Source organism: Pedobacter nyackensis (genome assembly GCF_900176505.1).
Lineage (GTDB): Bacteria > Bacteroidota > Bacteroidia > Sphingobacteriales > Sphingobacteriaceae > Pedobacter > Pedobacter nyackensis.
On record NZ_FWYB01000001.1, the window covers coordinates 344,108 to 370,228 of the forward strand.

21 protein-coding genes are annotated in these 26,121 nt (G+C 40.3%); 17 read left to right on the forward strand and 4 right to left on the reverse strand.

The window, feature by feature from the left end:
- Positions 1-82: 82 nt before the first annotated feature.
- Positions 83-388, reverse strand: a complete 306-nt coding sequence (locus tag B9A18_RS01480; RefSeq protein WP_084286893.1) for a hypothetical protein — start codon at positions 386-388, stop codon at positions 83-85.
- A gap of 40 nt (positions 389-428) precedes the next feature.
- On the opposite strand from B9A18_RS01480, the gene B9A18_RS01485 reads away from it, so the two are divergent.
- The 16 genes from B9A18_RS01485 (at position 429) to B9A18_RS01565 (ending at position 22,209) form a co-directional block, all read left to right on the forward strand.
- Positions 429-1,109, forward strand: a complete 681-nt coding sequence (locus B9A18_RS01485) for a GntR family transcriptional regulator (RefSeq protein ID WP_084286894.1) — start codon at positions 429-431, stop codon at positions 1,107-1,109.
- 70 nt (positions 1,110-1,179) lie between these two features.
- A complete protein-coding gene (locus tag B9A18_RS01490) occupies positions 1,180-1,485 on the forward strand; it encodes an SDR family oxidoreductase (protein ID WP_262497645.1) in 306 nt (101 codons plus the stop codon).
- A gap of 222 nt (positions 1,486-1,707) precedes the next feature.
- Positions 1,708-4,863, forward strand: a complete 3,156-nt coding sequence (locus B9A18_RS01495; RefSeq protein ID WP_084286895.1) for a SusC/RagA family TonB-linked outer membrane protein — start codon at positions 1,708-1,710, stop codon at positions 4,861-4,863.
- Positions 4,864-4,882: 19 nt separating this feature from the next.
- Entirely contained in the window at positions 4,883-6,739 is a 1,857-nt protein-coding gene (locus B9A18_RS01500; RefSeq protein WP_084286896.1) for a RagB/SusD family nutrient uptake outer membrane protein, read from the forward strand.
- Between the two features lie 10 nt (positions 6,740-6,749).
- Positions 6,750-7,643, forward strand: coding sequence for a DUF5017 domain-containing protein (locus B9A18_RS01505; RefSeq protein WP_084286897.1), 894 nt, complete (start codon positions 6,750-6,752; stop codon positions 7,641-7,643).
- An 11-nt stretch (positions 7,644-7,654) separates the two neighbouring features.
- Positions 7,655-9,574 carry a heparinase II/III family protein gene (locus tag B9A18_RS01510; RefSeq protein WP_084286898.1) on the forward strand — a complete coding sequence of 640 codons (1,920 nt, stop codon included), beginning with the start codon at positions 7,655-7,657 and terminating at the stop codon, positions 9,572-9,574.
- A 3-nt stretch (positions 9,575-9,577) separates the two neighbouring features.
- Positions 9,578-10,762, forward strand: a complete 1,185-nt coding sequence (locus B9A18_RS01515; protein WP_084286899.1) for a glycoside hydrolase family 88 protein — start codon at positions 9,578-9,580, stop codon at positions 10,760-10,762.
- Positions 10,763-10,772: 10 nt separating this feature from the next.
- Entirely contained in the window at positions 10,773-14,660 is a 3,888-nt protein-coding gene (locus B9A18_RS01520; protein WP_084286900.1) for a right-handed parallel beta-helix repeat-containing protein, read from the forward strand.
- Between the two features lie 14 nt (positions 14,661-14,674).
- Positions 14,675-14,827: a hypothetical protein gene (locus B9A18_RS25115; RefSeq protein ID WP_159452574.1), complete on the forward strand. Its 153-nt coding sequence runs from the start codon at positions 14,675-14,677 to the stop codon at positions 14,825-14,827.
- 75 nt (positions 14,828-14,902) lie between these two features.
- Entirely contained in the window at positions 14,903-16,276 is a 1,374-nt protein-coding gene (locus B9A18_RS01525) for an SGNH/GDSL hydrolase family protein (RefSeq protein WP_159452575.1), read from the forward strand.
- 16 nt (positions 16,277-16,292) lie between these two features.
- A complete protein-coding gene (locus B9A18_RS01530) occupies positions 16,293-17,564 on the forward strand; it encodes a polysaccharide pyruvyl transferase family protein (protein ID WP_084287420.1) in 1,272 nt (423 codons plus the stop codon).
- A gap of 851 nt (positions 17,565-18,415) precedes the next feature.
- Entirely contained in the window at positions 18,416-18,709 is a 294-nt protein-coding gene (locus tag B9A18_RS01540) for a hypothetical protein (RefSeq protein WP_084286903.1), read from the forward strand.
- A 331-nt stretch (positions 18,710-19,040) separates the two neighbouring features.
- Positions 19,041-19,418 (forward strand): nuclear transport factor 2 family protein, encoded by a 378-nt coding sequence (locus B9A18_RS01545; RefSeq protein ID WP_084286904.1) that lies wholly within the window; start codon positions 19,041-19,043, stop codon positions 19,416-19,418.
- Between the two features lie 161 nt (positions 19,419-19,579).
- Positions 19,580-20,098 (forward strand): GNAT family N-acetyltransferase, encoded by a 519-nt coding sequence (locus B9A18_RS01550; RefSeq protein ID WP_084286905.1) that lies wholly within the window; start codon positions 19,580-19,582, stop codon positions 20,096-20,098.
- Positions 20,099-20,262: 164 nt separating this feature from the next.
- Positions 20,263-21,243 (forward strand): PAS domain-containing protein, encoded by a 981-nt coding sequence (locus B9A18_RS01555; RefSeq protein ID WP_084286906.1) that lies wholly within the window; start codon positions 20,263-20,265, stop codon positions 21,241-21,243.
- A gap of 441 nt (positions 21,244-21,684) precedes the next feature.
- Positions 21,685-22,209 (forward strand): inorganic phosphate transporter, encoded by a 525-nt coding sequence (locus B9A18_RS01565; protein ID WP_084286908.1) that lies wholly within the window; start codon positions 21,685-21,687, stop codon positions 22,207-22,209.
- A 306-nt stretch (positions 22,210-22,515) separates the two neighbouring features.
- On the opposite strand, the gene B9A18_RS01570 is transcribed toward B9A18_RS01565, so the two are convergent.
- Positions 22,516-22,854: a hypothetical protein gene (locus B9A18_RS01570; protein WP_084286909.1), complete on the reverse strand. Its 339-nt coding sequence runs from the start codon at positions 22,852-22,854 to the stop codon at positions 22,516-22,518.
- 116 nt (positions 22,855-22,970) lie between these two features.
- On the opposite strand from B9A18_RS01570, the gene B9A18_RS01575 reads away from it, so the two are divergent.
- Positions 22,971-23,291 carry a nucleotidyltransferase family protein gene (locus B9A18_RS01575; RefSeq protein ID WP_084286910.1) on the forward strand — a complete coding sequence of 107 codons (321 nt, stop codon included), beginning with the start codon at positions 22,971-22,973 and terminating at the stop codon, positions 23,289-23,291.
- Positions 23,292-23,399: 108 nt separating this feature from the next.
- On the opposite strand, the gene B9A18_RS01580 is transcribed toward B9A18_RS01575, so the two are convergent.
- Together B9A18_RS01580 and B9A18_RS01585 are read right to left on the reverse strand one after the other, a co-directional pair.
- Positions 23,400-24,542 carry a TlpA disulfide reductase family protein gene (locus B9A18_RS01580; protein ID WP_159452576.1) on the reverse strand — a complete coding sequence of 381 codons (1,143 nt, stop codon included), beginning with the start codon at positions 24,540-24,542 and terminating at the stop codon, positions 23,400-23,402.
- A 114-nt stretch (positions 24,543-24,656) separates the two neighbouring features.
- Positions 24,657-26,120: a RagB/SusD family nutrient uptake outer membrane protein gene (locus B9A18_RS01585; protein WP_084286912.1), complete on the reverse strand. Its 1,464-nt coding sequence runs from the start codon at positions 26,118-26,120 to the stop codon at positions 24,657-24,659.
- Position 26,121 lies beyond the last annotated feature (1 nt).

A 26,121-nucleotide genomic window follows, 5' to 3' on the forward strand; every position in this document is an offset into this window, starting at 1 on the left:
ATATAACTATTTTAGCTTAAAGTCTCTACTAAGGGGTTCCTGGGCAACCAGCTCACTAATCCGAGCAATTTTGGTTAAATCATCAATAATTTTTTTTGAGTTCAGTCCGTGGAGGAACCTCACCGGAGTAAAAATCTGCTCCGGTTTTTTTTTGCCTTAAATTTCTGTTAATGTGGTAGATAAGCTGGGCGGCTTCATTGATTTCAGGGGTTCGATGTTTTCCATTCCAAAAAGTCCACTTCTCATAAAATATCGAACTCAATATTGCTCTTTTCCCCTCGATATCTGCGTTTAAATACAAAATATCCAGCTTTTTAAGATTTCCAAGTGCTCTGTAAATTAAGCCCGAAATATCGACCTCGGTCTGTTCCTCTCTGATTGTATACAATATATATTGTATATTCGATGTTTATTTAAAAACTGCGAAATTGAAAGACAAATTACAATCTGATTTAAGCGAACTGGCGAATCCTACTTATTCCAGGGTAAGAGAAAAACTTCGGGAAGATATTCTTTCAGGATATTTTATTTCAGGAGAAAGATTAAAAATAGCAGAGTTGGTTGAGCGGTATAAGGTAAGCCAAATGCCAATTCGGGAAGCTTTGCAACAATTGCAGGGTGAAGGTTTGTTAATTATTGAGCCCAATAAAGGAGCTCATGTGAGAAAGGTAGATAGACAGTTTTTAGAAAGTATCTACGAAATCAGGCAGTTAATCGAGGTATACCTCACTGTAAAATGTATTGAAAATTTAAAAGAGAAAGACCTTAAGCTGCTGAATCAGATCCAAAAAAGTTATGAAGCTGCAGCTTCAAAAGAAGATTATACCACCTGTTTACAATTAAACAGAAGATTCCATTCTACTATCTACGAATTGGCAAATAACAGTGAAGGTTTGCAAATTTTGGAAAAACATTGGCAACTGATTAATACATTACGTCTTACTTATGGCTTTGGTTCGAGGCGGACAACTGAGGTTATAGAGGAGCACAGGGCTATCCTCGAAGCTTTGGAAAGCAGAAATCCGGCAGCCGTGGAAGCTGCAGCGGCAATACACTGTGTGAATGCTAAAGCAGATCTATTAGCTCAGATGAGTGATAAGTTTAAATAGCGTTTCTTGCTGCGGGTATTAAGTTAGTCATAGATCCATATCTAAGTAATTCAATAGAGGAAATCCAAGGATTGAAACGGATGTTGCACATTATTCGGCCAGTAAAAGTGCCATTTTGGGGCTAACCAAAACATTAGCTAGGACAGGCGCACCATTTGGGATAAGGGTAAATTGTATTGCCCCCGGAATTATTGAAACTGATCTGTTAAATAAAACACATGGTATTGATGGGGTCGCTAAAATAGCCGAAGGAGTACCGCTTGGTATTGGACAACCTCGTGACATTGGACTTGCGGTTGCATTTCTGGCAGGAGAGGGTGGTAACTATATTACAGGAGCCACAATCGACATTAATGGCGGTCTATATTTTCGCTAAAAGTTTGAATGTGAAATGCGATAGTTGTTTGTGTTTTTTATTTAAACTGCAAAATATTCAATTTAACATTAGTAAACTCATCTATTTATCGAGTATTTATTAAAATATTCCTATTTATTCAATTATATATTGTATACAATATATAATTTATTAGGTTTGTATAGCGCGCTCTAAGAATGTTGATCAGAGATTGATTTTATTTCAAACTAACCAAATATAAATATGTTCCTTAAACCCCTAAAGCTTTGCGGCGTTATTACTTTCAGGGTACTGTTTTCCTGGATATTGTTAATGGCTTTATCAACCCAAAGTAGTGCACAAAGCAAGAAGATTTCAGGTAAAGTGACTTCTGATGACAATGAGCCGCTCTTTGGTGTCACTGTATTTGAAATGGGTACTAAAACCGGAGCCTCTACTGATGCTGATGGTAAATTTGTACTCACTGTTTCAAATGCAAATGCTACATTATCTTTCAGATATGTCGGCTACCAATCCAGAGATATTCCTTTAAACAATAGGAACACCATCACGCTTGCGCTTAAATCTCTGGACAATGCATTGAATGAAATTGTTGTGATCGGCTATGGTACAACCACAAGGAAAGACCTTACAGGATCAGTTGGCCAGGTAAAAATGAGCGATTTTGAAAAGGCCCCAGTAAGATCATTTGACGAAGCACTTGCCGGTAGAGTTGCTGGTGTGCTGGTCTCAGGATCTGATGGCCAGCCAGGTCAAACGAACAACATCGTGATTCGTGGCGCAGGTTCTATAACACAGGATAACTCCCCTTTATACGTTGTGGATGGTTTTCCTTTGGAAGATCCTAACAGCAATTCTATAAGTCCGGCCGATATTGAGTCTATTGATGTTTTAAAAGATGCATCTGCGACGGCCATTTATGGTGCAAGAGGGGCGAATGGCGTAATTATTATCACGACCAAAAGAGGAAAATCGGGTGAACCTGTGATTGCCTATAGTGGTTATTATGGTTTTCAGAAAAATACTAAGACCATTGATTTAATGAGCCCTTATGAGTTTGTAAAATATCAATTGGAGCTTGATCCAACGGCTGCGGCTGTTGCTTATCTGAAAGATGGAAAAATACTTGAAGATTATCGAAACGTAAAGGGACTTAATTTCCAGGATCAGATTTATAGAACTGCGGGCATGCAGAATCACGACATCTCTATAAGGGGTGGATCAGATAAAACACGTTACTCGATTTCGGGTAACATCATCGACCAGGATGGAGTAATTTTAAATTCAGGCTTCAAACGTTACCAGGGGCGTATTACCTTGGATCAGAATGTAAATCCTAAGCTGAAAATTGGTGCAAATGTGAATTACAGCTACAGTGTTTCTAGTGGAACCATAGTAAAAGATGCTTCTGCCTCACAGTCGGCGAGTACCAATCTTCTTTATGCGGTATGGGGCTATCGTCCGGTAACAGGCAACGATAATAACCTGGACGATGAACTGTTTGATCCTGGTTTTGATTACAACGTAATTGCTGATTACCGCGTCAATCCAGTGATTTCCGCCAAAAATGAACTTCGCAGGAATCTAACCACCGTATTCATTGCCAATGCTTATGCCGAGTATAAAATTATACCATCTTTAACCTTGAGGGTTACAGGTGGTGTTACCAATACTGTACTGAGAAATGAAACATTCAATAACTCTTTAACACAAGCTGGTAATTTCAGAAATTCTAGTGGTGTCAATGGATCAATATATGATAATCCTAGCACAATTTTATTGAATGAAAATACGCTTACCTATAAAAAAGTATTTAATAAAGTCCATAATCTTACCGTTTTAGGGGGATATACCGTGCAAGGAAGCAAAATGGCAAGAAGAGGTTTTAATGCCCTCAATGTTCCAAATGAATCCCTGGGACTTGACGGACTGGATGAGTCTCCTTCTCAGATCGGTACTTCTTTAAGCTCAAGATCGGGTTTGGTATCTTACCTGGGACGTTTAAATTATAATTATAAATCAAAATATTACTTTACTACCTCCTTCCGTTCCGATGGATCTTCAAAATTTGCCCCTGGAAATCGCTGGGGATATTTCCCTTCAGGAGCAATATCATGGCGTATGAGTGCCGAGAATTTTATGAAGAAATTGAAATTTGTGTCTGATGCAAAATTGCGTTTAAGTTACGGGGAAACTGGTAACAACCGCGTTGGAGACTTTCCGTATCTGGATCAGATTACCCAACCAAATTCAGCAGGATATTCTTATGGTAATGGTTCTCCCTCAAAAGGAGCGATATTAACTGCCTTTGGAAATGGTAGTCTGAAATGGGAAACCACAAAGCAGTTAAATATTGGTTATGATTTAAGTCTATTTAAACAACGGGTAGATTTAACGGTAGATCTATATAGAAAAACTACCCACGACCTATTGTTATTGGCCTTATTGCCTTATACAACGGGATTGTCAGATGCTTATAAGAACATAGGCAAAATGCAAAATCAAGGGCTTGAGATTTCGCTGAACACCGTTAATATCAGCAGTAAAGAATTTAGCTGGAGCTCAAACTTTAACATTAGTTTCAATCAAAATAAAGTGCTGGAACTCGCTGAAAACCAGACTTCAATAACCAGTCCGGTAAGTTTTGATCAGAAATGGAACGCACTTTCTCCTTACATCGCTGTCGTAGGGCAACCAGTAGGACAATTGTATGGAGCCATCTGGGACGGGGTTTACCAATACGAAGATTTTGATAAAAGCCCTGCAGGCACTTATACGCTTAAGGCCAATCTCCCAAGAAATGGAAACCCTACGGTACAGCCTGGCCACATTAAGTATAAAGACGTCAATGGAGATGGAAATGTTAATGCATCAGATTTCACTGTAATCGGCCGCGGACTTCCTATTCATACTGGGGGCTTGTCAAATAACTTCACGTATAAAGGCTTTGATCTGAACGTGTTTTTGCAATGGTCATATGGAAATGACATTGTCAATGCCAACCGTATGCTGTTTGATGGTAATGGAAAACAATCCAGATTTTTTAATCAGTATGCAAGTTATGCAGATAGATGGCAGCCTGATAATCCTAGTAATACTTTGTTCCGGACAGGTGGACAGGGACCATTCTATTACTCGAGCAGGGTGGTTGAAGACGGCTCATATCTTAGGTTAAAAACGATTTCGCTGGGGTATAACTTTCCGGCAAAAATATTCAAAAAGGCCAATCTTAAAAGCTTAAGGGTCTATGCTTCTGCTCAGAATATTGCCACCTGGACAAACTACTCTGGACCAGATCCTGAAGTCTCTGTTAGAAATTCAACACTTACACCTGGATTCGATTTTTCTGCCTATCCACGTGCAAGTACACTCATATTCGGATTAAATGTATCGCTCTAACCTATTTAACTATAAAAGTATGAAACAGATAAAATATTTTTACCTCATCATACTGGCAGCGATGACTATTTCCTGTCAGAAAGCTCTGGACACTAGTCCAACTGATTTTATCGATCCGAACGCTTTTTACAAAACACCAGAGCAGCTGCAAAGTGCACTCAATGGAGTTTATAATGCCTTGGGTACAATTGAGGTATATGGAAACAATTACCTGTATATGTTTAATACCAATACAGACGAGTCTTATGGAAAGACAGTAGAGCTAACCCCTTCCTACCAGTACGATGCTGCAGATGCAAAGAACGAACAGTTCTGGAAAGGTCTTTACACGGGTATTCAACGGGCCAATTTATTGCTTTCCAAGGTTGATAATGTGGATATGAACCAGACTGCAAAAAACGTAATTAAAGGGCAGGCCTTGTTTCTGCGCGGTTTTCAGTATTTCATGCTGGTTAGCAATTATGGAGATGTTCCACTGATCCTAACGCCTACAGCATCTGTAACCGAAGTTAATATTGCAAGAACTCCAATGAAGGCAGTATACACACAAATTACCAAGGATATGATCGATGCCGAATCCTTATTGCAAACGCAAACCGCTACAGCATTAGGTATGGGTGGCAAAGTTACTCGCACAGCTGTGCAGGGAATGCTGGCTCGAGTTTATCTTTATATGGCCGGCTTTCCTTTAAACGATACAGAAAAATATAAGGATGCCTTGTTTTGGGCGGATAAGGTGGTACATCCTACAGGGAATGCACCTGAACATGCACTAAATCCTGATTACAGAGATATATTCTTAAAATATGCAAAAGAACAGTACGATGTGAAGGAAAGCATGTGGGAACTGGAATTTTGGGGCAACAATACTGGAGGTGTCAATTTTGGAAATACCTATACAGGCAGGTTTTGCGGAATTACCTGCAATGACGCAAATAAAGGATTCAGCTCCGGATCCGTAAATGCAACCCGGAAATTGTATAACTCTTATCAATTAAACCCATTAAGCACTGTCTCACCAAACAAAGCCTCATTCGACTGGAGGAGGGATTGGAATTGTGCCAATTATACTTGGGGATCAGGGGCAACCGCTGTAAAAACGAATGTTACAAATACATGGCTTATGAATGCAGGGAAATGGCGTAGGGAATACGAACTTGTGGAGCCAAAAGACAAAAACTACACTTCCCAGAATTTCGCATTCCTACGTTATTCAGATGTTTTGCTGATGCTTGCCGAAGCTGAAAACGAAGTTAACGGGCCTGCTAATGCCTATCAATATGTGAATATGGTTCGTAAAAGAGCATATGGTATATTATATGGAAATGTTGTAAAACACATTGCAGTAACTAAAGGGGGAACAGGATATACGAGCGTGCCAACAGTAACAATTACTGGCGGTGGCGGCAGCGGGGCTACTGCTGAGGCAACCATTTCTGCTGGTGTCGTTACTGGTATCATCATTACCTCGCCTGGAACTTTAACCACTGCAGGGCCGTATTATACAACGGTACCTACGGTTACGATTACTGGTGGTGGCGGATCAGGTGCGACCGCTACCGCCACAATCAGCCAATCTACGGATGCAGACCTGTCGACATTAGAGATTTCCAGTAAAACAGCACTGCTTGATGCGATCAAGGAAGAAAGATCAAGGGAGCTTTGCTTTGAAGGCTTAAGAAGAAATGATTTGATCCGTTGGGGAAAATTTGTGGAGGATATGAAAGCTTTCCTGACCTATGCAAATGCCAATGCAGGAACGGCAACGAATATTACCACGGCTGCGACCAAGGTTTCATCCAGGAACATTTTCATGCCTATTCCAATCCATGATATTCAATTAAATAATTTATTAGTACAAAACCCGGGATATTAATCTTCAAATTATGAAATGTATATATATGCTGTTTTTTGCTGGGCTGCTATTTGTTTCCTGCAAAAAAATGGATGTGGCCCAACCTGAGTTCGAAGTCCAGTTGAGCAAGCTTCAATATAAAGTTGATGATACGGTGAGGTTTAACTTCTCTGGCGAAGTAGAAAATATTGTTTTCTATTCCGGGGAACGTGGTTTCAGGTACGCAAATAAAGATGCGGTGACGATTGAGCGTGGAATTCCACAGCTACAGTTTACAACTGCGCTTGCGGGAGTAGCACAAGCCAATTCCCTTAAAGTTTTGGTTACCAAAAATCTGCTGGGAAATACCCCCGAAAATTTAGTGGCTAGCAATTGGACGGATATCAGCGATCAGGTAACCCTGGCTGTCAATTCCACCAGTACTGTATCAGGAATCGTTGATCTGAGTACATATGCTACAGAAGGTACTCCCTTTGCATTGGCATTTAAGTATGAAGCGGTAATGAAACCTACGGTAGCCCAGCCAACCTGGGTTGTCCGTGCCTTTTCCATTAGTAATTTGTTTCCCGACAAGTCATCAGTGCCGCTTGTTTCATTAGCTTCTGGACCATGGACATCCTATAACTTTAAAAATCCTGCTGCGGGCTGGGCTGTTTCAGCAACAGAATTAAGAATGAATGGTGGTGCTGCAAACTCACCAGATAATGAAGATTGGCTGGTTACAGGGCCTTTAAATTTAAATGCAACAAAAGAAGTTGCTGATTTCGGATTATCAATACAGAATATCGCAGGACGCAGATTAACCAATTATAGTTATGTGTATAAAAACCCTGGTGTTTATAAAGTAACTTTAGTTGGCTTTAATAATAATATTGATGGTAATAAACAAGTTGTCAGGGAATTTGAAATTACAATAACCCAATAAAAAAATTGAGGATGAAATTATTCAAGAAAGCTACGCTCTTTTTGCTCCTGATTGGAGGTGGTATGGTAAAAGGGCAAGCCCCTAAAAATGATGTTTATGACAATTCTAAGCCAGTAGTACTACTGCAGCCCCTGGATATGCAAAGGGTTAAGCAAATTGCAGCGATGTTGCCGGAAAAACCTTCTGGTTTTGGGGAAACGTATAAAAATCGTAAAGAGTGGGACAGACTATTTAAGACTGGGAAATACGCTAAACTCCTCAAAACTGCCGATAGTTCATTAAAGGAACCTTTTCCGGCTTGGAGCGATTCAGACTACCTCGCTTATTGGACAAAAGGGACATCTGTTCCCGGAAAGAACATGCTTCAAAAGAGATTACTATGGCTAACGCAGTATGTATTTGCAGAATGCCTTACCGATCAGGGAAAATATACCAAAGCAGCTGAAAATGCAATACTGGAACTATGCCGTCAGAAATCATGGGTAAATCCAACACATGATTATGATAAAGTAAACTTTGAGGGGAAAAAATATCTGGTTGAGCTATCTGCCGTAAGTTATGCCCACCATATTGCGCAGGCTTTATATTTACTGGACGACAAGATCGATCCAAAAGTTAAAGCAGAAGCGATCAAAGCCCTGCAGCTGCGGGTCTTCGATCCTGTCTTAAACTCAGTGGCAACCGGCAACAAGGATAATTTCTTTTTAACGAACACCAACAACTTTAATGCAGTTTGTCTTTCCGGTACGGTTGGCGCTGCCGAAACAGTGATTGATGATAAGACTGAAAGGGCTAAATTTATCGCCATTGCAGAGCGCTATCATAAGAACGGCATTCATGGTTTTCTGCCTGACGGTTATTGTACTGAAGGTTTGGGCTATTACAATTATGGTTTCGGGCACTTTGTGCTTTTACGTGAAACAGTATACAAAAGCACCAATGGTCAGATTGACCTGTTTGCAGATCCCAAGGTAAAATTGATTGCAGAATTTCTTCCTAAAACAGTAATTATCCATGACGTTTTTCCTTCAATTGGTGATTGCCGTCCATATACCCAACCTTCCGCATTTATTCTTTATTACGTAAATCGGAATCTTGGAATAGATATTTCAAGCTTTAAGAAAAGTACTTTCGAAGGACGTACCACAGATCTGGCTGAAAGTATCCTTGCCGTTTTTCCCGAAACAATATCTTCTGCGGAAGTGACCGTAAATACCAAGGGCACTGAACTTAGATCTTACTTTGACCAGGCGGGGGTACTCACCGTGCGCCCAGGGAAAAACTCAGATTTGGATATGGGTGTTGCCATTAAAGGCGGCAACAACAATGAGCACCATAACCACAATGATATTGGCTCCTTCTCTATCGTGATTGGAGATGAAGTGCTGATGGGAGATCCTGGAATTATACCTTATACCTCCAAAACTTTTGGGCCGGAAAGGTATACTTATAAGACCATTGCTTCCTATGGACATCCGGTGCCACTCGTTGCAGGTAAGGAGCAAATACCCGGCGCTATGGCAAAAGCCAATGTTATCAGTACTAGCTTTAGTGATGATCAGGATAAACTCGTGATGGATATTGCTTCTGCTTACCAGGTAAAGGAATTGAAAAAACTGGTGAGGGAATTTACATACAACCGCAAGCCAGGAGGATTTTTGACAGTTAAAGATAATTTCATCTTTGATAGCAATCAAACCTATGAGACGGCCTTAATAACGAGGGGCAACTGGAAGCAGATCAATCCTCGTCAAATCGAAATTACTGGTAAGAAAGATAAGTTATTAGTTACCATAGAGAGTAAAAATGATTTTGAAATTAAAAGTGAAGAGTTGTCTGAAGGAGGGAAGCCTTATACCCGACTGGCCATCCGCTTAATCAACTCAGTTAAGGCGGGTACAATTTCGATGATTTTTAAACCAGTTAGATAAATTATGAGACCATTGAAATCCCTGTTTTATACCTGTGTACTGTTTTTAGGCCTCTGCTTAAGTGCGAGGGCACAAAACAAAATAGATGTAAAAAATGAATTTGAGCTTGCGGCCATGCACTATGAGCTGATGCTTAAAGCCCATCAGGACGTGCAAAAAAGTCCTTTTTCTGTTCATCCTGATGGCACTTTGAAAGATATGCCATCGTCCTGGTGGTGTAGTGGTTTCTTTCCAGGTTCGTTATGGTACCTCTACCAATTTACCAAAGATGACAAGTGGAAAAAAGCCGCTGAGGTCTGGACAGGGGCCTTAACAAAGGAACAATTTAATGTAAGCACGCATGACTTGGGCTTTATGTTGTATTGCTCCTTTGGGAATGGATACAGGTTAACCGAAAACGAGCTTTATAAAAAAACGCTGCTTCAGGGTGCTTCCTCCCTGAGCAGCAGATTTAATCCGAAAACAGGGCTGATCAAATCATGGGATAGTTTTGAGACCATTTATAAATACCCCGTTATCATTGACAATATGATGAACCTGGAGTACTTGTTCTGGGCGGCGAAGGTTTCCCGAAATAAAACATTTTTTGACATTGCGATTTCGCATGCGGACAAAACTTTAAAAAATCACTTCAGAACAGACCACAGCTGTTACCATGTGGTCTGTTACGACAGCACAGGCAAGGTTCTCGCTAGAAAAAACCACCAGGGCTATAATGATGCCTCTGCCTGGTCACGCGGACAAGCCTGGGCATTATACGGTTATACAGTGATGTACAGAGAAACGCGAAATAAGCAATACCTGGAAAAGGCGGAAAAAATTGCGGATTACTACTTACACCATCCTAACCTTCCTACCGACAAAATTCCTTATTGGGATTTCAATGCACCAAATATCCCCTCAGAAGAAAAGGATGCCTCAGCAGCTGCAGTTGTCGCGTCTGCCTTGCTGGAACTGCAGCAATATTCAAAAAAAAACAGGGAAGTTTACATTCAATCTGCAGAAGCCATGTTGGTTTCACTTTCCCTCCCCCCTTATAAAGCTGAGCCGGGGAGCAACAACAATTTTATATTGAAGCACAGCATGGGTTCAAAGACACTGGGCAAAGAAGTAGACCAACCATTAATTTATGCTGATTATTACTACCTAGAAGCACTTTTAAGGTATCAGGGATTAGCCTCTAAATAAACGGACTGTTATGAAAAATCCATATCTGTTATTCGTTATCGTTTTTTTGCTATGGAGTAACTACGCAAAACCAGCTGTTGTGAGCTCAACTTCAAGCGGAGGAAACTGGAACGCCCTATCGAGCTGGGCAGGAGGAATTGTGCCCTTAAGTACCGACAGTGTACAAATCGTTGCTGGAAGTACCATAACCATAAACCTGAGCGGGATTGTCACAGTAAAAAGCCTTGAGATTACAGGAACATTAAATTTTGCTTCCGGATCCGGAGCATTGGTGATCAACGGCTACCTGCTCATCAACAGCGGTGGAAAACTGGATGCTTTTAACGGCACAACCGGCAAAAGTGTAACTGTAAACGGGCATTTGACCAATAACGGATCTATTGAATTTTCAAGGACCGGAAGCATCCTGAAACTCGGGAGCGCGGCTGCTCAAACCAGCATCAGCGGTTCAGGGAACTTTAACATTATCCGTCAATTAACCATAGACAATACAAATGGTGTTGTTCTAAACGCCGCGGTCAGCATCTCCAATACGCTTCTGCTCAATGACGGCACCTTTACCAATGGCACCAATTTAACGCTGAACAATACAGTCATAGGAAATGGCACAGCATCGGCACAATGTATCATCCAGCGGTCCCAGAGTGCAGCACTTGCCAGTACTTACACCCTTGGCGCAACAGCCTCGCTTTATCTTTCCTATGTACACAACCCCTTAATAAGCCCGGCAAGCATTTCAGAGGGAAATGAAATGCCTGTATCCAGGTCCTTATTCCGGATAACCATCAACAATGCCGCCGGACTCCTTCTCAATGATAATGTAACTTTACGTTCCTCCAGTTCTGCTTTGGTACTCACTTTAGGTGTCATCAATTTGCCTGCGAGTAAAACCATCATCTGTAACCATGTGAACAATACGAATACTACTGGTAGCGCAACCAGCTACATAAATGGCGGACTGGCGATGGCCGTCGGAACAACCGCAACCACACGGGTGTTCCCTGTAGGTGCAAACGGTCAAAACCGGAAAGTGACTTTAACAGGTCTCTCCGCTTCATCGGGCACATTAATCGTTAGGTTTGCCATAGCCGCTCCGGGCAGCCCCCTAACCGGATCTGGCCTTACTGTACTTTCAAACCAAAGGGTATGGGAAGGGAGTGTGTTCAGTGGCACAATGAACAACTACACAAAAATAACGATTGACACACAAACAGATGATTCCATTCCCGGATCGGTAGTTGACGCCAGGATAGCCAAATCAGCATCATTAAATGGAACCTATAACAGTCTCGGGGCAGGTTCAAACACATTCACAAGTATAAACTCCCCAGCAGGCAGCTATATCACCCTGGGCTGGTTTGCCCTGGGCACACTGTTGCCAGCCAGCAGCACCTATTATATTGCCGCAGACGGGAGTGACATCGCCGACGGGAAAACAATGGCAACAGCCTGGAAAACCCTGAACAAAGTAAATGGCCAGGTTTTCAATACTGGAGACTCCATTCTGTTCAGAAGAGGAGATACCTTTAACGGCAAATTACTGATCAAGCATACCGCCAACCTTTATATTGATGCTTACGGAACAGGCGCAAAACCTGTAATCAGTGGTTCGGCGCCGATAAATACCGCCTGGACACTTTACGGCGGCAATATTTGGCAAACTACATTTAGCCCGGCGCCTCCGGCTGAAATAAGGTCGCTGATAAAAGGAAACGACTTGCTCCCCATAAGCCGTTACCCCAATCCTGATGTAAACAACGGATACTTAAACTTCGAATCATTTTCCGGAAATACACAGATCACAGATAATGAACTTTCAGGCTCACCGAACTGGACCGGCGCTGAATTCGTTTTAAGGTCGCACCCTTTCCGGCTGATCCGCAGTATTGTAACCACGCATAGTGGAACTACGATAACCTTTCCTGATCCGGTTGACATCAGCATTAAAAACGGTTTCGGCTATTTTTTTGTAAACGATCTGAAAGCTATAGACCAGGAAGGGGAATGGGCATACAAACCATCAACCGGTACAGTTTATGTATATGCCACTTCCGACCCAAACCTGAACAGTTATTCGTATGCCAGGGAAGATATAGTTATACAGACCGACACCGTCAATCAGCTTGTACTCAAAAACCTGGACATTCAATACGCCGGCAAACTGGCGTTACTGTTAAACAAAACGACTGGCGCAATGATAGACGGTATAGACATTTCCTATTCCGGTGGCGACGGAATTATACTGGGCAACAGCAGCCAGGCAAGCATACAAAACTCAAGCATATCCCATGTAAACTGGAGCGGGATCTATAGCCAGGCAAACAGCGACCAGATTACCATCAGTCACAATGACATAACAAACATCGGAAACGCGGCCTACGGGAAGGGGAAAACTTTCGCAGGCATAGATTGCAATTCCACCAACTCTACCGTTTCCTATAATAAAGTAGCTAAAACAGGCTATTCAGGGATCATCTCCGCCGGGGTCAATAACCTCATCCAGAGAAATGTAATCGACAGTGTTGTATTGTTGCTCAACGATAACGGCGGGATCTATACCAATTACAACATTAATAAGACGAACGGAACTATAATTGAAGAAAACATCATCACAAACAGCATTGGTGAGTATCTGGGTGCTCCTGTAGCGAGCCTGTCCAGTGGTATATACCTGGATAACTTATCCGAAGGTATTACTGTCAGAAACAATACAGTCGCGTATGTGAACGGCTATGGCCTTTACGGACATTTGCTGCAGGGGGGCAATAAATTTTACGAAAACACCTCTTTCCAGAGTGCCCTTTCCGAAATGCGCCTTCATGTTCCTGCCAGCATACCAGAAACTGATGTCCGGGGAAATATATTGGTCACCAATGATCCTGCAGTCACCCACAATGTACTGCTGGGCAACTGTCCTGACTATACCTATGCTGAAATTGGTATGTTCAAAGATAATTACGTTGTAAATCCATTTAACGACAAAACCATCCGCTTTAATTATAAAGAAGGTAGCAGCAGTCCAAATATCCGCTACAATTCGGTATATGAATGGGAAGTTGCAGCACCGCAGATCAGTGGTACAACTGCTTCGCCTTTAAAATATCCATCGGGCACTATCCCCTCAGATGTCATTAAGTTTTACTACAATCCGACCAATACTAATCAAAATTTTAGCTTACCTACGGGCTCATTCATAGACGTTAAAAACCAGGCTTATTGCGGAACTTTAACTTTAGCACCCTATACCTCCGTCATACTTTTAAAAGCCAGTCCCGTTAACTGCCTTAGTCCTGATTCCTGTGGAATACCGACAAATATTGTAGTTACTTCCAGCTCCGACACTACAACAACACTTAGCTGGGATGCCGCCGCTAGCGCCATCAATTATGACGTACGCTATAAAGGTACGGGTGATGCCGACTGGAAGTACAACCATAACATTTTTGGCACCTCAGCTTTACTGATCAATCTGGATCCTGAGAAAACTTATGAGCACCAGGTAAGGTGTAGTTGTTACGGAACAGAAAGCGATTGGGTTGCACTGGAAGACAGTACCGCCCGTGCTGCAACTACAGCAGCATCAGCAAAACAAATTCAGGCTACCAATCTAAAAAATACGCCTGTGGTTTTGCAGAAAGCAAACCTGACAGCCTACCCTAATCCCTTTAAAAACCAAACAATAGTGGCTTTTAACCTTCCTTTAACGCAGGACAAAGTAACTTTAGAAGTTTATAATATAATTGGAAACAGGGTGCAAAGGTTATTTGAAGGCAAAGCTAATGGCCAGCAATCCTATGCTTTTGAGTTTGACAGAAAACTCTTACCTGCCGGCATCTATTTTATCCGGCTTATTACTTCACAAAGCATAAAACATTTTAAAATAGTAATCACAGATTAATGACAGCAATATAAATGGAAAGACCAGAAAATAGCCGAAAACATATATTTTACATCGCATTGGCCATGTCGTTATTCCTGATGACGATTAGCAGTAATAACTTTGCTCAAACCTATCAGCCAGAATGGCAATCGCTGGATAAAAGAGCATACAAGTGCCCGCTTTAAATCCGGAAACAATGCCATGCGAATATGTATGGGTATTTAAAGTAGAGAATTTTAATTAGCCTATTGTCAATGTGTATGAAATATAAAATAATTCTGACTCTTGGACTGTTTATCCAAACCCTAAACGGATTTACTCAAGAGGCCAATAAAGCACTTTTCCCTAATGGTAGTAAGGTTTGCTTTGTGGGTAATAGCATCACCAATAACGGGGAATATTACAATGATCTGTGGATGTATTATGCTACACGGTTCCCGAATGAAAAAATCCATTTTTTCAATTGTGGCATTTCTGGAGATGTTGCTGCTGGAATCTTAAAAAGGATGGATAAGGATATTCTCATCCACGAGCCTACTCATGCCGTGATGATGATCGGCATGAACGATGTGAAGCGCGATCTTTATGGGAAGAAAGATGCTAACTATGAATTAAAGCAAAAGGTATTGATGGATTACAACAATAATACAGATGCCGCAGTAAGCATTTTAAAAAAACGTGTAGGAAATGTGATTCTTCTTAAACCTTCAGTTTATGATCAGACAGCAGTTCTAGAAACACCGAATCTGTATGGCGTTAATGATGCTTTGCAACGTTGTGCTGAACAAATGCATTCCCTCTCGGAAAAGTACCAAACTGGCTTGGTAGACTTTCAGACTATTTTGCTCCGTATCAATAAAGAAGAACAGCAAAAAGATTCTGCATTTACCATTATCGGTAAAGATAGGGTGCATCCATTGTCCGCTGGTCATTTTGTAATGGCTTACCAGTTTCTTAAGGACACAAATGCCCCTCAGTATGTCTCGAAACTAGTGATTGGGAACGACCTAGCGGCATCGCAAAAGGCCAGTTTTAACGTAGAAATAAAAAAGCAATCCAATAAAAGTAAGGCGCTGACTTTTGAATGTCTTGAAAAAAGTCTGCCATGTCCGGTCAAAGAATCTGCAAAGAAAGCCCTTAAATGGGTACCCTTTAATGACGAATTTAATACTTCATTGCTGCAGGTAAAAAGTTTAGAATCGGGAAACTACAATCTTTTTATTGACGATGTTTTAATCGCTTCCTTTACTGATGAAGCACTTAAAACGGGAATTAATCTTTCTCTATATCAAAACACACCCCAATATCAGCAGGCTACAAAAGTGATGTATGCCTGTGTAAAATATAGGGATGCAGAATCAGCGATTCGCAATCTTCGGTTTGTTGAATTTAATCAGCTTTCTGGTCTTAAAGACCAATCAGATCTGACTGTGGTGGAGCAATATCTGAATAAAAGACTAGAATCTTTAAAGGATGGGGGACATTATGAATATTATCAAAAGCAGTTTAAAAACTATATTTTAAAGAAGAATGAGGAAGCAGAAGTCTTGAAAAAATTACCTGTGCTTGCTGCGGCTATTTACGAAGTAAACCAGCCAAAGCCCCATGTTTTTAAAATTGAGAAAAAGCCCTAGACCAATACGATTGAAAATGGAAAGAAGGAAATTTATAAAAGATTTGGCGGCCTTTGCTGCGCTTCCTATTGCCGCTCCGCTTATGGGAGCTATCAGTAGTGGTACAATTAAACCTAATGCCAAAATCTTATTACGCTCGTCATGGCAAACGGTAAATATCGGCGATATTGGTCACACTTTTGGGATTATGGAATTGTTTAACACCTATCTGCCAGGGGCAGAGGTCACATTGTGGCCAAATAATCTGGAGAACGGAGTGGATGAGTTGCTAAAGAAGAGTTTTAGTAAGTTAAAACTTGCTCCTGGGAAAATTGATACCACTGGCAAACCAACTACCCCGGAACTGAGGCAGGCATTTGAAACATGCGACATTATGGTGCATGGTTCTGGGCCCTGGATTGTAGTTCCTCAGGACCTAGCTGCATGGCATAAACAAACTGGTAAGCCTTTCGGTATGTACGGTATTTCGTTGGTGGATGGTGATGCAGCATCTTTAGACTTAATCAACAAGTCTTCATTTATATATTGTAGAGATACCGCTTCGTTGGATTATTTGAAATCTTTAAAGTCAAAATGTCCGGTAACTGAGTTTGCTCCAGATGCAACTTTTGCGATTAACCTTAGAAATGATCAGCTTGCAACTGATTATCTGAATCGGGTAGGTCTGAAAAAAGGAGAGTTTATTTGTGTGATTCCTCGACTTCGGTATACGCCATACTGGAAAATGAAGGGGACAAAGCCAACTGAAGAGGATGAAAAGAAATATATGATTTCACAGTATTATAATGAAATGGATCATGTAAAACTTCGTGAGGTCATGATCAGGTGGGTACGGGAAACCGGATTAAAGGTTTTGGCTTGTCCTGAAGTCATTTACCAGGTTGGACTGGCCAAAGAAATACTGGTAGATCCACTTCCTGAAGATGTAAAAAAACAGGTAGTGTGGCGAGATACTTACTGGATTCCCGACGAAGCACAATCGGTTTATGGCCAGGCAAGAGCATTGATCAGTTTCGAAATGCACTCACCAATCATTGCCTTTTCATCAAATGTCCCTGCCATTCACCTCAGACAGCCAACTGATACCCGAAAGGGACAAATGTGGGCAGATATTGGCTTGGCAGAATGGCTTTTTGAAATAGATTTTACCAGTGGGAACCAGATTGGGGATGCACTGATGGAAATTCATGGAGATTATCCCAAAGCGCTCAAGAAATTGGCTAAGGCAAAGGAATTTGTAACTAAGAGGCAAAAAGACTCGATACATAAAATTATAGATTCTATTTGACGATTTAAAGATTGGATCATATTTAACTAACTTTTTTAAACTACTTATGGCGTGATATGTATGTTTATAAACCGCCATAACTCTTGACGTCATTTCCTTGTCTCGTGATATTTGCCGATCAATTCCGATCGTAAGCTATGTTGGAATTCGGAGTATAAAAGCCAGCAAATTTTGCTGGCCTTTCACATGTCTTAACTAAGCAAGGCCTATTAAACCGGGAGGAAGTGGGTTAAATGATTCATCCTCTAACCCAGCGGCATTCTGCAAGTCCTCTATAAAAAAGTTCGAGTTCTGTATCTCCGAGAACACCTCACCGGAGTAAAAATCTGTTAAAGATTTTACTCCGGTTTTTTTATGTCTTAACGTTTTGTTAATGTGGTAGATAAGCTGAGCGGCTTCGCGCTCTTTTCTGATCCGCTGATTATTCGCCCTTGGGTAATACTTGAATCTTCTTAGACCTTATGCAGTAAAACAATGCAATTAAACACCAGATAATTACAAGAATTTTATCGAAGTTATAACCACCTTTAAGTAATTCAAGTGCCTTAATTATGATTGTTGCGATAACACTTAACGAGATTATTATTAAGTAAACTTTATCTTTCATAAGGCTAATTTAAAATTACTAATTGACTATTATCTTATAAACTAAAACCATTTGCGACATTTAGTGTTTAACCACAAACGATAACGTTTAAACGGGAGACAGTCGAGAGACAGCCTCCTTTTTTGTTTAAGATTTAAGTGTCAATTCTGATGATATAAAGTCTTAAAATATGTGCAACATTTTGTACATAAGTTGTAAATCACATGGACACTTCTTAAAGTTAAATTTGAAAAAAAACAACTTTATGAATAAAATCTCTACACATGCCGAAGGAAATGGAACTATTAAAGTGTCAATTTTAAAAATTGAGGATGAATTTATTGTGATTAATATGATTTCTGGAATTATTCCTCCTCCATCATATAGTATTGTCCATGCTTTATTTGAAATAAACCCCAAAATATATGAAAAGAGTTTTGGGCCTGACACTTATGTTGCCTGTAGACAATTTTTAAAAGAAAACTCAGTTGATAAATCCCCTTATATACTTGAATTTAGAAGTGTTGGTGGTAGACATGCCCTAAGAGGATTACTTTAAGTATGTAGACAGACCAACCCTTCGACGGGATCATATGCTATAGATACACGAGAGTGCACCATCACTGGTTTCTTGATCTGGTTAACATTTAGGTCGCAAACTAAGGTTCAAATTATGCAGCAATCCACTTCATTTATAATGATTCCCCATGAAGGAAGTTATTTTTTCTACTTGCTGAATTTTAGTGATTCACTAGGAAACAGATATAGTCAATTATTTACCACAACCATACAAAATGACTTTTTTTCTTACACCTATATATCTAATTAAAAAGTTTGGTATATTAATTTGGCCCACTATGGAGATCTATAGTGGTATAAACAGATAAATTATGGATAATAGACTAACAGAAAACAACATCCTGGAACAGGAAAACAAACTTTACAGCGCAATCAAAGATGGCAATATCACCGCGCTGGACCAGTTGCTGCATGATGACCTGTTGTTCATTCTCCCAAGCGGGGAAACAATAACCAAGGAGATCGATCTGGATACTTATCGCGATGGAGCATTAAAGGTTGACGAACTTCTACCAGAAATTGAAAACCTAAATATTATCGATGATATGGCGGTGATCACATTGACAATGAAATTGAACGGAAAGTTTAATGACGTACCGTTTGAAGCTAACTATCGCTATATCAGGTTTTGGAAAAAATTCGGTGATGGGATTAAAGTAGTAGGCGGAAGCGGAATAGCTACCGTATGACAAGAAACATCCAAAATCTCAGAAACATGGCTCTGGTTATCAAATTCTAGCCAATTTACAGTCAATTTTAGATTACGGTGTAAAACGTGCTACAAACATTGCAATAACTGGATATTATGCTACCAGCAAAAGCAAATTTGTAAGCCAAAATAAATTAGACAATGGAATACTTACAAATTAGAAAAGCTACGACCAAGGATTTAGGTACAGTTCAGCTCATTGGCAGAGAAACTTTCTTTGAAACATTTGCCGATAGTAATACCGAGGAAGACATGAAAAAGTACCTTGAAGACAGCTTTAATGATGACCAATTGAGTGTTGAATTAAGTAATCCAGACTCATTGTTCTATATTGCCTGGGAAGATGAAAGTCCGGTTGGCTACCTAAAATTAAATAAGGGGAATGCACAAACAGAGACACTGGATGAAATGGCTTTAGAAATAGAGCGTATTTATGTGAAAACAAGCCATCATGGTAAAAAAGTTGGTCAGCTTCTCTATGAAAAAGCTTTAGAGGTGGCCCAACAACAGCATAATTCTTATCTATGGTTGGGCGTTTGGGAAAAAAATCCGCGCGCAATAAAATTCTATGAAAAAAATGGATTTAAAGCATTTGACAAGCATATATTCAAGATGGGCAACGACGAGCAGGTTGACATTATGATGAAGAAAGAATTGTAGTAGTGGTATCCTCAGGCAAGCCCGGGAACAGTCTGAGCAGCTGAAAAGGGTGTATGAAACCCTCAGGTACGCCTGATCTGAAGTACGTTTTAGTCTTGACGAAAAGAGCGATGCTTAAATCATATTTTTTTATTAAATTGATTTCCCCTATTTAGTAAAAAATCATGATTAATACCCCTGTTAAGATCAATCCGACGGATGCAGAATCGGCCAGTTTCAGACAAATTTTTGAGGGAAACCCGGCGCCAATGTACATCTTTGATCTCCATACTTATGAATTTCTGGCAGTCAATGCTGCTGCTTTAAATCAGTACGGATACCAAAAAGAAGAGTTCCTCTCTATGAGTGCCTTACAAATCAGGTCGGCGGAAGAAGCTAAACGCTTCAAAAAGGCTATTCAAGAAATAAAGGCTACTTATTACGATTATGGAGTTTGGAAACACATCCGCAAAAACGGTGAACAATTCTTTGTTCATATCTACGGGCAATGTAACATTTTCCAAAACAGGGTGGCTAGGGTAGTCATGGCAATTGACATTGATGAAAAAGTAAAGAACGAAAACGAGCTAAAAGAAAAGAATGAGGAGATTGCCGATATCCTGGAAAGTATCACCGATGGATTTTATGCCATGAACGAAAATTGGGAAGTCACTTATATCAACAAAGAGGCAGAACGGATCTTAAACTGTAAAAGAGCGGATTTGTTAGGAAAAAACCTCTGGGAATTCTTTCCTGGATCTAAAGAAGGAAAGTTTTATCAAGAATACGAACGGGCACTAAAGGAAAAAATAAGCGTACATTTTGAAGAATGCTATACAGCACTTGGCGTTTGGGGATCAATTCATGTGTATCCCAAAAAAGACGGCTTGGCTGTTTATTTTGTTGACATTACTGAGCAGAAAAAAAATCAAATTGAGCAATTGATGCAAATGAAAATGATTGAAAAACAGAATGAACAACTGAAAAAGATATCGTGGATACAATCGCACGAAGTAAGGGCTCCACTCTCCAGCATATTGGGCCTCGTAGAATTGATCAAAGAAAACCAAGACACCCCATGTAATGCCGATGTCATAGATATGCTGGCAAAAGCAGCTCAGAACCTTGATGAGGTGGTGCGAAATATAACTAACCAGGCGCAATAACTAGTTTTGCTTTCAATATCAAAGTAATGCGGGTTAAAAATTATTTTTGTTTTGCTGGCTGCTGATGTTGGCATTTTCTAACACCCTGGAGAAATAAGCCTTCCTATGGACTGATTGCAACTGAGGATAAGAGCATCAATCCGGATATTCAGAGAGAGATGTACAGTCGTTCAAATACAATAGTAGAAGAGGTTAAAGGAAGCCACGTTATTTTCATGTCGCAACCCAAAATTGTTGCAGAAATGATCGTTAAGGCAGCCGAAAGCGTATATGCATAAAATCCAAAATGTTTGCCCGTATACCGGTAAACCGGTATACGTTTTTTTTTGAACGCGAAACTGTAATGTTTTTTGTACATTGGTTTAATGCCCTTATTCATTTTGTTAACTGTTAAGGGGTGTACTATGGCGCCGGACAAATCAAGGATAAACTCAAAGATTTATGAGGAAAAATTCTAATTGGGGAACAGCAAGCAGACATTTTAAGAAGCTCCAGTTGCTTTCTGCAGCTGCTTTTAGCATTGGACACGGTGCGAATGACGCGCAAAAAATTATGGGTATTATTGCTGTAGCCTTGATTGCTTCCGGAGAATTGGAACAGAGTGCATCGATACCATTTTGGGTGGTTATATCTTGCCATACCGCAATGGCAGTAGGTACATTACTCGGTGGCTGGCGTATCGTTAAAACACTGGGTTCAAAAATAACACACTTGAAGCCATTTGAAGGTTTCAGTGCGGAAACTTCAGGAGCGATTACTCTTTTTTCTACAAGCTTATTAGGGATTCCGGTGAGCACAACTCACACCATTACCGGCGCCATAGTAGGGGTGGGGGCTGTCAGGAGGATTTCGGCTGTGCGTTGGGGTGTGACTATCCCTATATTGTATGCATGGATATTGACCATCCCCGCCACAGGATTACTGGCTGTTCTGATATATTACATTTTAACATGGATAGTTTTTTAGTAATCCAGTCGTTAATGCAAGTTGGTGACCTTTTTATGTGCAGATACAATATGTGATAGTTTGCAAATTCATCTTCAAAGATAGAATGAGTCGTAGAAATACTAGTAGAGATAATATTTGATTCAATGAAGGAACTGATAGAATAAGCTCTTAATCCTTAATATTCCAGATTTTAGTCCAGATATAATACAAAAAGCAACAAAGTATATCGATTAATACTATCATAATTAACAAGATACAAAAACCAAACCAAATAGCAATCGTAAAATTAGGGCAACCTATTTATTGCCCTAATTTGATTAAATACTAATCGTCAATCGTGATGTCAACACCTGGAGCGTTACCAGCAATTCCGCCTCCTGTTATATCTTCGCCTACACGTGGAGTAATCCTAAAAGTACAAAACTCGATCCCACCTGGAAGATGCAAAATTTCCTCTGAAGTACTGTTTGCTGAAATTAATCCAAAGTAAGCCGTGTCATGCTGATTCGATTCTGTGTCTTTAACTGAAACTTCAGCTTTCACAAAGTCCATTGAACTCCTATTAATTATACGAATACTAATCGGGTACGCGTCGCCTGATTTGCTTGCCGATTTTTTAGCGCTAATTGAAGCGCTAATTTTAAATGCTGTTTGTACTTCCATAGTATTATTGGTTTGATTGATTTAAAGTAACTCCATAAAATACTGAAAGTCAATACCTATTAATTGGTATTTTTATAACATTTGTTATCTATGCTTTCACTGGGTATCTTTGTGATATGCACACTGCGGTACAAAATAAACGGGCATTAATTTCATTGCTTAAGGCTAATGGTCAGAAGTTGAGGTCGTATGGTGTTTCCAGTCTCAGTGTTTTTGGCTCGTTTATTACGGGTAAATACAATGCTGATAGTGATGTTGATCTTTTAGTAGATTTTGATCCAAAGCAAAAAAGTTATGATAATTTCATGGACTTATCTTTCTTTTTAGAAGATTTGCTTGGTAGAAAAGTGGAAAACGATAGGGGACACATAACCTCCCACCTTGGGAACAACATGGGAAGATTATTCGAATATTTTATATTGGATAGTCAAATTTAAAAGAAGGCCTTTAATTTCTAAAGGCCTTCTTTATTTAGCCTTAGTGGAGAACGTCACTCCAATCTCGAAAATTCATCACTGTATTTTGCCTTTATATGCTGGATTGAATTATGGCTTGCTTAATATTTTTTCCAGTTGCTCTTGTAGATCATTGCCCTTAAGATTTCTTGCAAGAATCTTGCCTGCAGGATCGATCAGTAAGTTATACGGGATGGCTTTTATGCCGAACAATTGGATGATATCATTATCTTTCCAGTTTTTAAGGTTAGATATATTAGTCCAAGGCAAGCCATCCTGAACGACGGCTTCCGACCAGTCAATTCTTTTTGAGTCTAATGATACACTTAAAATAGTAAAGTTTTTATCTTTAAAATTATGATATGCTTTCACCAAACCAGGGTTCTCCGCGCGGCAGGGACCACACCAAGACGCCCAAAAATCAAGCAATACATATTTGCCTCTATATGATGCCAAGCTTATTACTTTGCCGCTCGTATCAGGCGCCGAAAATTCAGGCACAGAACTGAATAATGCAACTGTTTTTAATTTGTTAAGATATTTCTGGTAAGCTAAACCGGCAGTACTTGCACGCAAACCTGGTGAAAGTTTTAAAAACTCGGGTTGTAGCTCGTTAAAATCGGGATATAGTCCTTCTAAACCTTTAAGCGCATCGAAACTAACATAAGAATTTGTGTGTGCTGCTAAGAATTGTTTGTTCAATGCTTTATCTTGCGAATCAAGTTCACTATGCTTTTTAAGGTAGGTATCTATAAATTCTTTTGACTCTCTTTTTTCTTTCGACGCAGCGTTAAAATCTTTATTTAATTGCCATCTAGCAGTACCTGTCGGTCTCAACATTGCTGTATGCTGCAACTTATCCTCAATTATAACAGTTCCACTTCCACTTATCTTTGCATTTTTTAATGAATCGGTACCTGACATACTTGTAGTACCATTTACCAGATATACATATCTATAGTCTGGAAATTCCCTATCCATTTTCCTGATACCTACGCCTTTGTAATCAAGATATAGAGTAGCGTATGTGATGTCCTGTATCTGGCCGCTAAACATAAAAGCACCATTGCTTATGGTCAATGAATCTTCTATGAGTTTGCCATTGTTCATATAAACTAAAAAAACTTTTGAAGGCGATCCTATTTGACTCATTTGGCCTTTTATCGTATAGTTTTCCTGGGCCAACAATACCGATGGCAATAGAGCAAGCAGCAATAAAAGTAGTTTTTTCATACTAATGTGGATTTTATCCATGATGATTTAATTAATGTAATTTATTTTTTATGAGTTATGCCAGCGTCCGAATGTATGCTGCCCCAATGTCAGGGCAACATACATTCGGGATATTTAATACCCGGCATTTTGATTCAATCGAGGAGCAGCTTGTATTTGCGCTAAGGGTATTGGGTATAAGGCCTGGTTAGGATCCCAACTTATGCCCCCTTTTTTCGGGGTCACTACGCTCATGACAGCATTTATAATTTTTGTCCTTTTCAGGTCAAACCAGCGGTGCCCGAATTCAGTAAAAAATTCAATCTGGCGCTCATGTTGAATGGCGGCCAGCATTTCAGACTGAGTCGAGGCGGTAGTATTTGGCAGACCCGCACGAGTTCGAACCTTATTTAGATTTGTAGCGGCATTAACCAGATCACCTTGCACTGCTTTCGCTTCCGCCAAGATCAGGTATTGCTCCGCCAAACGAAACACTGTTACATATTCGGTCGTCGATGATACATCATTCTTGTTGTCTTTATACTTGGAAGCGAAATAATTAATGGTACCGCTGATTTTCACGCTATCAATCCATTTGACCCGACGCTGGTCACCAGGTTCGAAAGCACTTAATAAGAAGGGGCTAACGCCAACCGGACTAAACTGACTTGGCCCTCCAGCCGGAATTATAAAAAAGGCTGCTTCTCGGGTATCTACGCCTCCATTTGAACTACTTGGAGGCTGTGACTGCAATTGCCAGATTGCCTCATTGTTATTGGTTAGGAATGCGTTATTTAAAGAAACAAGGCTGAAGGGCGACGAACTTTGAAGGATCGTAGATGCCTGATCTGCCGCATTTTTGTAGTTAGTAGCATCTCCAGAGAGATTCCCGTAATATAAATACGCCCGTGCCAGCAGTGCAGTAGCTGCCCACTTTGTTGGCCGTACTCGTTCGGTAGTTTTATTTAACAACGTTACATCAAGAAAATCGGCGCTGAGCCGGGTTTGAGCATCAATCAGATCCGCGATGATTTGCTGATATACCTGTGTGGCCGGTCTTCTTTCAAGACTGGCATTAATTTTATAATCGGGTGTAAGTGCCAGGGGTACATCTCCGTATAAGTTAACCAGGTAAAAGTAACACCATGCCCTGATAAACACGGCTTCGCCTAATAGTTGCTGTTTCACCGCAGGGGTTAGGGTAGTGGACTGATTCAAGCCCTCAATAGCAGCATTAGCTACATAGATTAGATTGTAAAACGGAGACCAAAAATCGTAGTTTCCTCCACCAACCGCATCTGAATTTAAGTTATTGGCGTAGGCCATGTTGAGCGCGACACTGTAACTATTGTTCAATAAAGTAAGCTCATCCGCGGAGCAGCTGGTAAATGCAGGTAAGTGTGGGTTGATCGTCATTTTAACGTAAATGCCACTTAATACCCCTATGGCTGTATTATCCAGACTATAAATATTTTGTGAACTGATCGAATTGGCCGGCGCCGGGATCTGTAAGTATTTTTTACAGCCAGTTATACTTAAAAGCATTATCGGAATACAGATGCCGATAATCATCCTATGTGAATATTTCCTTAGTTTCATT

What these genes read in the sequence shown, in the direction of transcription:
- B9A18_RS01495 (WP_084286895.1), top strand. Translation starts at nt 1,708, where the DNA reads ATGTTCCTTAAACCCCTAAAGCTTTGCGGCGTTATTACTTTCAGGGTA.
- B9A18_RS01500 (WP_084286896.1), top strand. Translation starts at nt 4,883, where the DNA reads ATGAAACAGATAAAATATTTTTACCTCATCATACTGGCAGCGATGACT.
- B9A18_RS01505 (WP_084286897.1), top strand. Translation starts at nt 6,750, where the DNA reads ATGAAATGTATATATATGCTGTTTTTTGCTGGGCTGCTATTTGTTTCC.
- B9A18_RS01510 (WP_084286898.1), top strand. Translation starts at nt 7,655, where the DNA reads ATGAAATTATTCAAGAAAGCTACGCTCTTTTTGCTCCTGATTGGAGGT.
- B9A18_RS01515 (WP_084286899.1), top strand. Translation starts at nt 9,578, where the DNA reads ATGAGACCATTGAAATCCCTGTTTTATACCTGTGTACTGTTTTTAGGC.
- B9A18_RS01520 (WP_084286900.1), top strand. Translation starts at nt 10,773, where the DNA reads ATGAAAAATCCATATCTGTTATTCGTTATCGTTTTTTTGCTATGGAGT.
- B9A18_RS25115 (WP_159452574.1), top strand. Translation starts at nt 14,675, where the DNA reads ATGGAAAGACCAGAAAATAGCCGAAAACATATATTTTACATCGCATTG.
- B9A18_RS01525 (WP_159452575.1), top strand. Translation starts at nt 14,903, where the DNA reads ATGAAATATAAAATAATTCTGACTCTTGGACTGTTTATCCAAACCCTA.
- B9A18_RS01530 (WP_084287420.1), top strand. Translation starts at nt 16,293, where the DNA reads ATGGAAAGAAGGAAATTTATAAAAGATTTGGCGGCCTTTGCTGCGCTT.
- B9A18_RS01540 (WP_084286903.1), top strand. Translation starts at nt 18,416, where the DNA reads ATGAATAAAATCTCTACACATGCCGAAGGAAATGGAACTATTAAAGTG.
- B9A18_RS01545 (WP_084286904.1), top strand. Translation starts at nt 19,041, where the DNA reads ATGGATAATAGACTAACAGAAAACAACATCCTGGAACAGGAAAACAAA.
- B9A18_RS01550 (WP_084286905.1), top strand. Translation starts at nt 19,580, where the DNA reads ATGGAATACTTACAAATTAGAAAAGCTACGACCAAGGATTTAGGTACA.
- B9A18_RS01555 (WP_084286906.1), top strand. Translation starts at nt 20,263, where the DNA reads ATGATTAATACCCCTGTTAAGATCAATCCGACGGATGCAGAATCGGCC.
- B9A18_RS01565 (WP_084286908.1), top strand. Translation starts at nt 21,685, where the DNA reads ATGAGGAAAAATTCTAATTGGGGAACAGCAAGCAGACATTTTAAGAAG.
- B9A18_RS01570 (WP_084286909.1), bottom strand. Translation starts at nt 22,854, where the DNA reads ATGGAAGTACAAACAGCATTTAAAATTAGCGCTTCAATTAGCGCTAAA.
- B9A18_RS01575 (WP_084286910.1), top strand. Translation starts at nt 22,971, where the DNA reads ATGCACACTGCGGTACAAAATAAACGGGCATTAATTTCATTGCTTAAG.
- B9A18_RS01580 (WP_159452576.1), bottom strand. Translation starts at nt 24,542, where the DNA reads ATGAAAAAACTACTTTTATTGCTGCTTGCTCTATTGCCATCGGTATTG.
- B9A18_RS01585 (WP_084286912.1), bottom strand. Translation starts at nt 26,120, where the DNA reads ATGAAACTAAGGAAATATTCACATAGGATGATTATCGGCATCTGTATT.